This is a genomic window from Nonomuraea sp. NPDC049607 (genome assembly GCF_040675375.1).
Lineage (GTDB): Bacteria > Actinomycetota > Actinomycetes > Streptosporangiales > Streptosporangiaceae > Nonomuraea.
In genome coordinates this window covers 54,349-65,560 of record NZ_JBFAOV010000034.1, presented here as the reverse complement: position 1 = coordinate 65,560, position 11,212 = coordinate 54,349, and the positions used below count along the sequence as shown (strand labels likewise).

9 protein-coding genes are annotated in these 11,212 nt (G+C 73.3%); 7 read left to right on the top strand and 2 right to left on the bottom strand.

Annotated features, from left to right (window positions below; translation table 11 throughout):
• Window positions 1-100: 100 nt before the first annotated feature.
• From AB0J97_RS41395 to AB0J97_RS41380, 4 genes are read left to right on the top strand one after another with little or no spacing between them, the layout of a single operon-like run.
• A complete protein-coding gene (locus tag AB0J97_RS41395) occupies window positions 101-1,279 on the top strand; it encodes a CehA/McbA family metallohydrolase (protein ID WP_364099772.1) in 1,179 nt (392 codons plus the stop codon).
• Window positions 1,270-2,169: a TIM barrel protein gene (locus tag AB0J97_RS41390; RefSeq protein WP_364099770.1), complete on the top strand. Its 900-nt coding sequence runs from the start codon at window positions 1,270-1,272 to the stop codon at window positions 2,167-2,169. Before AB0J97_RS41395 ends, AB0J97_RS41390 begins: the two co-directional genes overlap by 10 nt.
• On the top strand, window positions 2,166-3,254 hold the full coding sequence (locus AB0J97_RS41385) for a Gfo/Idh/MocA family oxidoreductase (RefSeq protein ID WP_364099767.1): 1,089 nt from the start codon (window positions 2,166-2,168) through the stop codon (window positions 3,252-3,254). Before AB0J97_RS41390 ends, AB0J97_RS41385 begins: the two co-directional genes overlap by 4 nt.
• Window positions 3,245-5,968 carry an alpha-mannosidase gene (locus tag AB0J97_RS41380; RefSeq protein ID WP_364099764.1) on the top strand — a complete coding sequence of 908 codons (2,724 nt, stop codon included), beginning with the start codon at window positions 3,245-3,247 and terminating at the stop codon, window positions 5,966-5,968. Before AB0J97_RS41385 ends, AB0J97_RS41380 begins: the two co-directional genes overlap by 10 nt.
• A 10-nt stretch (window positions 5,969-5,978) precedes the next feature.
• Here AB0J97_RS41380 and AB0J97_RS41375 read toward each other — a convergent pair whose 3' ends face one another.
• Window positions 5,979-7,433 (bottom strand): PucR family transcriptional regulator, encoded by a 1,455-nt coding sequence (locus AB0J97_RS41375; protein ID WP_364099761.1) that lies wholly within the window; start codon window positions 7,431-7,433, stop codon window positions 5,979-5,981.
• Between the two features lie 70 nt (window positions 7,434-7,503).
• On the opposite strand from AB0J97_RS41375, the gene speB reads away from it, so the two are divergent.
• The 3 genes from speB to AB0J97_RS41360 are packed head-to-tail and all read left to right on the top strand — an operon-like array spanning window position 7,504 to window position 10,594.
• The gene (speB, locus tag AB0J97_RS41370; RefSeq protein WP_364099758.1) at window positions 7,504-8,436 is read left to right on the top strand and encodes an agmatinase; all 933 of its coding nucleotides are present in this window, start codon (window positions 7,504-7,506) and stop codon (window positions 8,434-8,436) included.
• Window positions 8,433-9,938 carry a cytosine permease gene (locus AB0J97_RS41365; protein ID WP_364099755.1) on the top strand — a complete coding sequence of 502 codons (1,506 nt, stop codon included), beginning with the start codon at window positions 8,433-8,435 and terminating at the stop codon, window positions 9,936-9,938. Before speB ends, AB0J97_RS41365 begins: the two co-directional genes overlap by 4 nt.
• Entirely contained in the window at window positions 9,938-10,594 is a 657-nt protein-coding gene (locus AB0J97_RS41360; RefSeq protein WP_357707235.1) for a cyclase family protein, read from the top strand. Before AB0J97_RS41365 ends, AB0J97_RS41360 begins: the two co-directional genes overlap by 1 nt.
• On the opposite strand, the gene AB0J97_RS41355 is transcribed toward AB0J97_RS41360, so the two are convergent.
• On the bottom strand, window positions 10,591-11,082 hold the full coding sequence (locus AB0J97_RS41355) for an Lrp/AsnC family transcriptional regulator (RefSeq protein WP_125631294.1): 492 nt from the start codon (window positions 11,080-11,082) through the stop codon (window positions 10,591-10,593). The two genes, AB0J97_RS41360 and AB0J97_RS41355, sit on opposite strands and share 4 nt — an antisense overlap.
• Window positions 11,083-11,212 lie beyond the last annotated feature (130 nt).

Sequence of the window (11,212 nt, the reverse complement as noted above, 5' to 3'; positions counted from 1 at the left end):
GGTGAGGAGGTTCGCTCATGTTCGTCCCCAACGGCGTCCACCACGAACAGCACACCACCAAGCTCTCCTTCCGCCCCGCCTCAGGCAAGGGCGGAGCGGCGTGAAAGGCCACTGGAGCCTCGACGACCGCCTCGAACGGGCGCTGCGCGAGCTGCCCTTCGAGGTGCCCGCCGGGTCCGGGGCCGTCACCGTGCGGCTCGACTACGACCGGTCCCAGGGCGTGCTCGACCTCGGCTGCGGCTCACCCGACGGCTTCCGCGGCTGGTCGGGAGGGGCGCGCGCCGAGTTCACGATCACCCGCGACTGGGCCACCCCCGGCTACCTGCCCGGCGACCCCGAGCCCGGAACCTGGCACGTGTGGCTCGGGCTGCACCGCGTGCCGCCGCAGGGGCTCGACTTCATCCTGGAGGTCTCGGTCCTGCGCACGGCCCCGTCCGAGCCGGTCGCCGCCGAGCCGCCGCCCGGCGAACGGCCGCCGCGCAGGGACGTCCCCGACGTCGGTGGGCTGCGCTGGTTCGCCGGCGACTTCCACGCGCACACCGTCCACAGCGACGGCTCGCTCACCGTCGCCGAGCTGGCCGAGCTGGCCCGCGGCCGGGGCCTGGACTTCCTGGCCGTCACCGACCACAACACCGTCAGCCACCACCCCTGGCTGCGTGCGACCGACCGCGGCGTCACCCTCATCCCCGGCCAGGAGGTCACCACCGACCGCGGCCACGCCAACGTGTTCGGCGAGGTCGGCTGGGTGGACTTCCGGCGGCCCGCCGACTCCTGGGCCGAGCACGCCGGCCGCGCGGGCGGCCTGATCTCCATCAACCACCCGCTGGGCGGCGACTGCGCCTGGCTGCTGCCCCTCGCCGAACGTCCGAGGGTGGCCGAGGTGTGGAGCTCCGGATGGTGGGACCGCCGCTGGGGAGCGCCGCTGGCCTGGGCCGACGCCTGGCGCGACGACGTGGTGGCGATCGGCGGCAGCGACTTCCACCGCGACGGCAGCGACGGGCTCCCGGGCGCGCCGACCACGTGGGTGCTGGCCGAGGAGCCGGGCGCGGTGCTCGACGGCGTACGCGCCGGGCGCACCGCGGTCTCGGCCGGGCCGGACGCGCCACTGCTGCTCCGGCTGGGCGACGAGCTGCTCGCGCTCGACGCCGACGGCCTGGTGCTGGTCCGCCCAGGTGGCGCCCGCCAGGCCGTCCGCGGCGAGCGGGTGCTGCTGCCGGCCGCCGAGGGACGCCACCGCCTGGAGACCTACGAGAACGAGGTGATCGCCCTATGCGAGTGAGGAGAGTCGCGAACGCGCCGGTGAGCTTCGGCGTCTTCGAGCTCAGCGACGCACCGCCGCCCCTGGGCCCCGACGAGATGGTCCGCGCGCTGGCCGAGGCCGGTTACCAGGGCATCGACTCCGGGCCCATCGGCTACCTCGGCACCGGCCCCGAGCTGGCCGCCCGGCTGGCGGCGCACGGCCTGCTGCTCGCCGGCGGCTGGGTCGACCTGCGCTACGGCGACGCCGAGGCGTACCGGCGGGGGCTGCCCGCGCTGGAGGCCGCGCTCGACGTGTTCACCGCCGCGCCCGAGGCGCCCGCCCCGTTCGCGCCCCGGCCCACGCTGGCCTGCTCGGGCTCGCCCGAGAGGTTCGCCAGGCCCGGCGGGAGCGCCCCCGGGCTGCCCGCCTCCGACTGGCCCGGGTACGCCGCCCGCGTCCAGGAGGCCGCCGACCGCTGCCGCGAACGCGGCCTGGAACCCGCCTTCCACCACCACCTCGGCACCTACGTCGAGACCCCCGGCGACGTCGAGCGCCTCCTGGAGCTGACCGACGTGCAGCTCTGCCTGGACACCGGCCATCTGCTGCTGGCCGGTGGTGACCCGGTGGCGGCGCTGCGCGACTGGGCCGGCCGGATCGGGCACGTGCACGTCAAGGACGGCGACACCAAGATCCTCGCCCAGGCCCTCGACGACGGCGCCGACCTGCGCGAGCTGATGGGCAGGGGCGGCTTCACCCGCCTGGGCGCGGGCGAGCTCGACCTGCCCGCGGTCGTGGCGGCGCTCGACGCCATCGGCTACGAGGGCTGGATCGTGGTCGAGCAGGACACGATGCCGGGCCGTCGGCCGGTCGAGCGGAACATCGCCGACCAGGCGGCCAACCGCGACCGGCTGAGGGAGCTGGGCCTGTGAAGATCGCGCTGGTCGGGTGCGGGGCCGTCACCCAGGCGGTCTACGTGCCGCTGCTGTCCAGGCGGCGGGACCTGTTCGAGGTGAGCGCCGTCTGCGACCTGTCGCGCACGCTGGCCGACGCCGTCGGCGACCGGCTGGGCGCGCCCCGGCGCCACACCGACCTGGCGGAGATGTTGTCCGACGGCGGCTTCGAAGCCGTGATCGTGCTGGCCTCCGGCTCCCACGGCGAGACCGTGCGCCGGGCGCTGGCCGCCGGGTACGCCGTGCTGTGCGAGAAGCCGCTAGCGCTGACCAGGGCCGAGGTGGCGGCGCTGCCCGAGGGGCGGCTGATGGTCGGCTACATGAAGCAGTACGACCCCGCCGTGCGCCGGGCCGCCGCGCTGCTGGACGAGCTGGGCGGGCCGGCGGCCATCCGGTCGGTCGAGGTGACCGTGCTGCATCCGAGCGGGGAGTCGCAGCTGGCGTTCGCGAACCTGACGCGGGCCAGCGACGTCGAGCCCGGCGTGCTCGGGGCGTTGCGCGAGGCCGAGGACGCGCTCGTCTCCCGGGCGCTGGGCCAGGCGGCCCCGGAGTCGCTGCGCAACGTGTACGCGGTCTCCCTGGGGTCGATCTGCCACGACCTGTCGCTGCTGCGGCGCTTCACCGGCTCGCCCGAGGAGATCTCGTACGTGGAGAGCTGGGGGCCGACGCCCGGCTCGTTGGAGATCTCCGGGCCGCTGCCCGTGGCGGGCCGTTTCCACATCCGCTGGCACTACCTGGACGACTACCCCGCCTACCGCGAGACCGTCGCGATCCACCACGAAGAGGGCACGTTCGAGCTGGCCTTCCCCACCCCCTACCTGATGAACGCGCCCACCACCCTCACCGTGGTCTCCGGGGCCGAGACCCGCGCCGAGCACCGCGAGGTGACCGAGGCGTTCGAGGTACAACTGACGGCCTTCCATGCTTATGTGAACGATGGCAGCCCGCCGATCACCGACGCGGGCGGCGCACTGGAGGACATCGTGACGGCTCAGCGGATCGCCGCCCGCTACGCCGTCCAGCATCGGCTGCCCATCGGAGGGGAGGCGGCGGCATGGACATAGTGGTCGTTCCGCACACACACTGGGACAGAGAGTGGTACGAGCCCTTCCAGCGCTTCCGCCTGAGGCTGGTGGACCTGCTCGACGAGGTGCTCGACACCATGGAGGCCGAGCCCGCCTACCACTTCACCCTCGACGGCCAGCTCGCCTGCGTGGACGACTACCTGGAGGTCCGCCCGGAGAACCGGGACCGCGTCGCCGCGCTCGTCGAGTCCGGACGGCTGGCGGTGGGGCCGTGGCAGATCCTGCTCGACGAGTTCCTGTGCTCGGGCGAGAACATCGTCCGCAACCTCGAACTCGGGCTGGCCGGGGCGGAGAAGCTCGGCGGCGCGATGCGGGTCGGCTACCTGCCCGACATGTTCGGCCACGCCGCCCAGATGCCGCAGATCCTGCGGCGGGCCGGGTTGGAGCACGCCTGCGTCTACCGCGGGGTGCCCTCGTCGGTGACGACCGACGCCTTCGCCTGGGTGGCTCCCGACGGCACGGCGATCCGCACCCAGTACCTGCCCGAGGGCGGCTACGGCAACGGCGCCCACCTGTTCTCCGACGTCAAGGGGCTGGAGGGGCGGGCGGCGGAGTTCGTCACGTCCATGCGGGCCTGGCACGGCCCCGAGGGCGAGCTGCTGGCCATGTACGGCACCGACCACTCGGCCCCCGTGCGCGGGCTGCCGGAGATGGTGGCGGCCATCGGCGCCCGCATGGACACCTTGTCCGGCTATATCGAGAAATTTCCGGGTGACACCGCGGGGCTGCCCGAGGTCTACGGCGAGCTGCGCTCGCACGCCCGCGCCAACATCCTGCCCGGCGTCATCTCCGTCCGCGCCGCCGTGAAACAGGCCATGGGCCGGGCCGAGCGCATGGTCGAGCGCTACGCCGAGCCCCTGGCCGCGCTCTGGGGCGGCCCGTGGCCCGGCCGGTTCCTCGACATGGCCTGGCGGCGGCTGGTGGACGCGAGCGGCCACGACTCGGTCACCGGCTGCGGCGTGGACGAGACCGCCCAGCAGGTCGCCGCGCGCATCGCCGAGGCCGAGCACCTGGGGCAGGCCGTCCGCGACATGGTGACCGCGCGGCTGGCGGCGGCGGTGCCGGTCCACGGCGTGCTCGTCGTCAACCCGACGCCGGCCGACCGCAGCGGCGTGGTGATCGTCGACATGGCCGGTCTGGAACCGCTGGTGGACCCCGCCGGCCTCCCGGTGCCCACCCACACCCTGGAGTACGCGCCGACGCTCCTGCTGGACGAGCGCATCGACCCGGCCACCGTGCTGACCTACGTGCACGGCACCGAGCTGTACGGCCAGCACATCGTCGACTGGGAGGTGCTGGAGGACACCCTCATCCTCACCGTGGCCCGCGAGCCGATCGGCCCGTTCGACCCGGCCGAGCTGCGCGGCGCGCTCGACGGTGTGGAGTACGTCCGCGTCGAGGCCGAGGTCCGGCGCACGGTCGCGGCCTTCGTCGAGGTGCCCGCCCTCGGCCACACGAACCTGCTGCCGGGGGAGGAAGGGGTCCCGTACTCCATGCCGCCGGGGGAGACCTGGAAGAGCCGGCATCATCAGCACTGCTGGTTCGGCTCCGACACCGAGGTCCTGCCCGTCCAGGCCGACGAGAGCGCGCTGGACAACGGCCTGCTGCGGGTCGAGATCGAGCCGGACGGCACCCTCGGCCTGTTCGGCAAGGACGGCCGCACGATCACCGGCGTGTGCCGCATCGAGGACGGCGGCGACTCCGGCGACACCTACAACCACGCGCCCCCCAAGGACGACCTGGTCGTGTCCGAGCCGGTGTCGATCAGCACGGAGCTCATCTGCCCGGGCCCGCTCGTGGCCGTCGTGGAGGTGACCCGGATGTACCTGTGGCCGGCGGCGGGCGAGGGCGTCGAGTTCTCGCCGCAGCTCCCGCCGCGCGCGCGCACCGGCGAGACCGAGGACGTCATGGTCACCATGCTGGTCGAGCTGCGGGCGGGTGAGCCGTTCGTCCGGCTGCGGGTGTCGTTCGACAACCGGTGCGCCGACCATCGGGTGCGGTTGCACGTGCCGCTGCCCCGGCATGCCGACCATTCGCTGGCCGAGGGGCAGTTCGCGGTGGTGAGGCGGGGGCTGGAGAGCGAGGGCGGCTGCGGCGAGACCCCGCTGCCGACCTTCCCCGCCTCCGGCTGGGTGGCCGCCGGCGGCGTGGCCGCGCTGCTGGAGCACGTGACCGAGTACGAGCTGCTGGACGACGGTTACGAGCTGGCGCTCACGCTGCTCCGCTCGGTCGGCTACCTGTCGCGCAACCACAACGCGCTGCGCCCCGAGCCGGCCGGTCCGCAGCTCCCGACCCCGGCGGCGCAGTCACGCGGGCCGCACACCGTGTCGCTGGCGCTGATGCCGTACATGGACTGGCGGGACGTGCCGCCGGAGGCGGAGAGGTTCCGGCACGACCTGCTGGTCGTGCCCGGCAGGGGCGAATGGGACCTGCCGCAGCCCCCGGCGGCGGCCGGGCTGTCGGTGTCCGGCCAGGGCGTGACGATGACCTCGCTGCGCCGCCGCGACGACTGGCACGAGCTGCGCCTGGTGGCGCTCACCGAGACGGACACGGAGGCCGTCGTGCGGGGTGCCTTCACCAGGGCCAGGCGGGCCGGTCTGACCGGCCGCCCCGAGGAGCCGCTGGAGGCGGAGGAGGGCACGCTCAGGCTGCCGCTGAAGCCATGGGAGATCGCCACCGTCCAGCTCCGCTGACCGGAAGGGCTCAGCACAGGCCGAGTTGGCGGGCGGCGCGCACGGCCAGCCAGACCTCGGCGAACGCCGCGCTGGAGGACAGGTCGCGTCCGCTCAGCGCGGCGAACCTGCGCAGCCGGTAGGCCAGCGTGTTGGGGTGGACGTGCAGCGCGGCCGCCGCGTTCTCGACGTGCCGGTTGCGCTCCATCCAGGTGCGCACCGACAGCAGCAGCCGCGAGTCGTGGGCCTCGTCGTAGGCCAGCACCTCGCCCAGCACGTGGTCGACCAGCGCCGACAGCGTCGAGGGGTCGTCGGGCAGCCAGCGGCCCGTGGTGTCGTCGCCGTAGTGGACCAGCGGTTTGCCCGACTCGGCGGCGTGCGCGGCGGCCCACACGGCCTCGCGCTGGGCGACCCGCAGCGACTCGCCCGGCGGGAACGGGCGGCTCGCCCCCGCGCTCACCCCGGGCACGGCGGCGACCGCCGGCGCCAGGCCGGGCGGCCCCAGCAGGTAGTGGTCGTCGCCGCGCCTGAGCATCAGGTGCGGCAGCTCGCCCACCGCCCTGCGCAGCGCGTCGTCGGGCGCGTGACGCACGACGAGCAGCACCGACCCGGCCTCCAGCGGCAGGCCCATCCGGGCCAGGCGGCGGCGGGCCGCGGGCGGGTCGAGCACGTCCTGGAGCAGCTCGGCCAGCGTCTCGGCGCCCTCTCTGCGCAGGGTCTCGCGCTCGTGCCTGGCCATGGCGACCTGGAGGGCGGCCACGGTGGCGATGTGCTGGACCACGGCCAGCCCGGCGGGCCGCGCGCCCTCGCGCTCGAAGGCCACCAGGAACCCGGCGGGGCCGCCGGGCGCCGGCACCGGCAGCGCGAAGCCGCCCGGGATCGTGGGCGGCGCGTCGGGCTCGGCGGGCAGGACGCCGAGCGAGGGGACCGGCACGCCGGGCAGCAGCGGCCGGCCCTGCGGGGTGCACAGGTAGACGTCGTAGCCGGACAGGCGTTCCAGGCGTTTGAACAACGTGACGGTGTCGAGGTCCTCGGCGGCCAGCCAGCGCAGCGCCCCGAACACCTGGAGCTGGGCGCCCAGCCGGTGGCTGGCGTCCTCCTGCAGCGCCGCCGCCACCTCCTGCGAGACGGCGATGAACGGCACCGCGAGCGGCACCTCCAGCACCGGCATGCCGCGCTCCTCGGCGGCCTCGAAGAACGCCGGATGCAGCGGCGGGACGTGGAGCTGGGCCGACAGGGCGAGCGCCGAGACCCCGGCGTCGTCGAGGCGTTCGAGGTAGGCGCGCTGCCGGGCGGCCGAGCGCGGCAGGCCGATGCCGGTGGTCATGATGACCTCGGCGCCGAGCAGCCAGGGCGTCGGGTCGGCCAGCTCGCTGACGTGCGCCCACGAGACCGAGCGGGACAGCCCGGCCTCGCCGGCGAGCACGCGGAGCTGGAGAGCCGGGGAGCGGAGAAGGTCTTCGACCGTCATCTTGTGGTCAACCACAACACACACCGTATTACTTTGTGGGAGTAACAATTGCCGCAGGTCAGAAGCGTGACGAACACTGACGGACATGCACATCGGTCCCGTTGACTCCTCCCGGGTCCCGCGTTTCGCCGGGCCCGCCACCTTCGCCCGGCTGCCCCGGCTCGACCAGGTCGAGCGGGCGGACGTGGCCGTCGTGGGCGTGCCCTTCGACGCGGGCGTGTCCTACCGTCCGGGCGCCCGGTTCGGGCCCGCCGCCGTACGGGAGGCGTCCCGGCTGCTGCGGCCCTACCACCCGGGGCTGGACGTGTCGCCGTTCGAGCGCGTGCAGGTGGCCGACGCCGGTGACATCGCGGCGAACCCGTTCGACATCGGCGCGGCCGTCGAGACCATCGAGGCCGCGGCCGACGAGCTGGATGCCAAGCTCGTCACCATCGGCGGCGACCACACGATCGCGCTGCCGCTGCTGCGCTCGGCGGCCAAGAAGCACGGTCCCGTGGCGCTGCTGCACTTCGACGCGCACCTCGACACCTGGGACACCTACTTCGGCGCCGAGTACACCCACGGCACCCCCTTCCGGCGGGCGGTCGAGGAGGGCATCCTCGACACCGAGGCGCTGAGCCACGTCGGCATCCGGGGTCCTCTGTACGGCAAGAAGGACCTGGAGGACGACCGGCGGCTCGGGTTCGGCATCCTGACCGCCGCCGACGTGCTCCGCCGCGGCCTGGACGAGGTCATCGACGTGCTGCGGCAGCGCGTCGGCGACCGCCCGCTCTACGTCTCCGTCGACATCGACGTGCTCGACCCCGCCCACGCCCCCGGCACCGGCACGCCGGAGGCCGGCGGGCTCACCAGCCGGGAACTGCTGGAGATCCTCCGCGGTCTGGCCGGCTGCCACCTGATCGGGGCCGACGTGGTCGAGGTGGCCCCCGCCTACGACCACGCCGAGATCACCTCGGTCGCCGCCTCCCACGTGGCCTACGACCTCGTCAGCCTGCTGGCGATGCAGGAGAAGACATGAGCATCACCGAGATCGAGACCTACGGCGTCGAGCGCATCCCCGACGCCGACCGCACCGCCGGGCCCTTCGACCTGTTCCGGGTCGCCTTCGGGGGCGCGAACACGTTCGCCACCTGCGTGCTCGGGGCCTTCCCCATCCTGTTCGGCCTGTCGTTCTGGCAGGGGCTCGCGGCCACCGTGCTCGGACTGGTGGTCGGGGCGCTGATCCTGGCGCCGCTCTCCCTGTTCGGGCCGCTCAACGGCACCAACAACGCCGTCTCCTCCTCGGCCCACCTGGGCGTGCACGGCCGGGTCGTCGGCTCGTTCCTGTCGCTGCTGACCGCCATCGCGTTCTTCTCGATCTCGGTGTGGTCGTCGGGCGACGCGCTGGTGGGCGGCGCGCACCGGCTCGTCGGCCTGCCCGACACCGACCTGTCCTACGGCGTGGCCTACGCCGTCTTCGCCCTGCTCGTCCTCGTGGTCTGCGTGTACGGCTTCCGCTTCATGCTGTTCGTCAACAAGATCGCGGTGGCGGCGGCGTCGCTGCTGTTCGTCCTCGGGCTGTTCGCCTTCGCCGGGGACTTCGACCCGTCCTATCCGGGGACGCTGGCGGCCGGTGACCCGCTGTTCTGGCCGTCGTTCATCGGGGCGGCGCTGATCGTGCTGTCCAATCCCGTCTCCTTCGGCGCCTTCCTGGGCGACTGGTCCCGGTACATCCCGGCCTCGACCCCCCGCTCCCGCGTGGTGGCGGCGGCCTTCCTGTCGCAGATCGCCACCATCCTGCCGTTCTTCTTCGGGCTGGCCACCGCCTCGATCATCGCCTCCAAGGCCGCCGAGTACGTCGACCCGGCCGCCCCCAACTACGTGGGCGGGCTGCTGGCGATCTCGCCGGCCTGGTACTTCGTCCCGGTCTGCCTGATCGCGCTGATCGGCGGCATGTCCACCGGCACCACCTCCCTGTACGGGACCGGGCTCGACTTCTCCAGCGTGTTCCCACGCTTCTCCCGGGTGCAGGCGACCGTGTTCATCGGCACCCTGTCGATCGTGTTCATCTTCGTCGGGCGTTTCGCGGCGAACCTGACGGCCAGCATCTCCACGTTCGCCACCCTGATCATCACCTGCACCGCGCCCTGGATGGTGATCATGATGCTCGGCTACGTGACCCGCAGGGGCTGGTACGACCCCGACGCCCTCCAGGTCTTCAACCGGCGCCAGCGCGGCGGCCGGTACTGGTTCACCCACGGCTGGAACTGGCGCGGCCTGACGGCGTGGCTGCTCGCGGCGGCCGTGGCGCTGATGTTCGTCAACCTGCCCGGCCAGTTCGTCGGGCCGCTGGGCGACCTGGCCGGCGGCGTGGACATCTCGCTGCCGCTGGGCCTGGCGGTCGCGGCCGTGCTGTACCTGACGCTGCTCGCGCTCTTCCCCGAACCGCGCGAGGTGTACGGCCCGCAGGGCCCGCGCCTGGTGCGCTCGGCCGACACGCCGATCCTGCCCATCGTGGACGCGGCAGAATCGATGGCGTGATGGAACTCGTCGACCTGTCGGTGCCCGTCGAGACCGGGATGCCCGTCTACCCGGGCGATCCCGAGGTCTCGGTCGCCCCCGCGCTCACCGTCGCCCGCGACGGCGTCAACGTGCTGGGCCTGCACCTCGGCTCCCAGTCGGGCACCCACGTCGACGCGCCCGTCCACATCGACGACGCGCTGCCGGCGCTCGGCGAGCTGCCGCTGTCGCGCTTCGCCGGGCCCGCCGTCGTGGCGGACGCCCGGGGGCTCGCGCCCCGCTCGCCGATCGGGGCCGGGCTCCTGGCCGGCCTGCCCTGGCCCGGCGGCGGTGACGCGCCGATCGTGCTGGTCGCCACCGGCTGGTCGGCCCACTGGGGGAGCGAGACCTACCTGGGCCACCCCTTCCTCACCGAGGAGGCCGCCACGCTCCTGGTCGAGCGGGGCGTGCGCACGGTCGGCATCGACGCGCTGAGCGTCGACCCGACCCCGGCCGACGACTTCCCGGCCCACCGTGTCCTGTGCGGGGCGCACGCCGTGATCGCGGAGAACCTGACCGGCCTCGACCGGCTGCTCGACGCCCAGGGCGAGGGGAGGCCGATCGAGGTCTGGATGATGCCGCTCCGGCTCGACGGCGCCGACGGCGCTCCCGTACGGGCCGTGGCGCGGATCGGTTAGCGCGTGCCCCAGGAGTACGACTGCTTGCGCAGCTTCAGGTACACGAACGACTCCGTGGCCCGTACGGCGGGGATGGCGCGGATCTTGCTGAGGATCTCCAGCAGGTGCCCGTCGCCCTCGCAGACCACCTCGACGATCACATCGAAGGAGCCCGCCGTGAGCACCACGTAGTCGATCTCCTCGATCGCCGACAGCTCGTCGGCCACCGATTCGAGGTCGCCCTCGCAGTTGACGCCGATCATCGCCTGGCGAGGGAAGCCGAGGGTGAGGGGGTCGGTGACCGCGACGATCTGCATCACCCCGGCGTCCTGCAACCGCTGGACACGCTGACGGACCGCGGCCTCGGAGAGCCCGACGGCCTTGCCGATCGCGGCGTACGGCATGCGCCCGTCGGACTGGAGCTGCTCGATGATCTGCTTGGAGAGATCGTCGAGCACGACGGGCCCGGAACTGGCGTTGGTTCGTCGTACGCGGGGCGGCGTCGTCATGTCAGAGGAATCCTCCTAGCGGTCCGGCGTTACGGGGGCGTTCCCGCTCGGTTGCCGTCCTGGTGCGACATGTTGTCAGTTCTTGGCGGTGTGTCAAGCGAATTCGTAGCAATTTGATATCTTCACCACG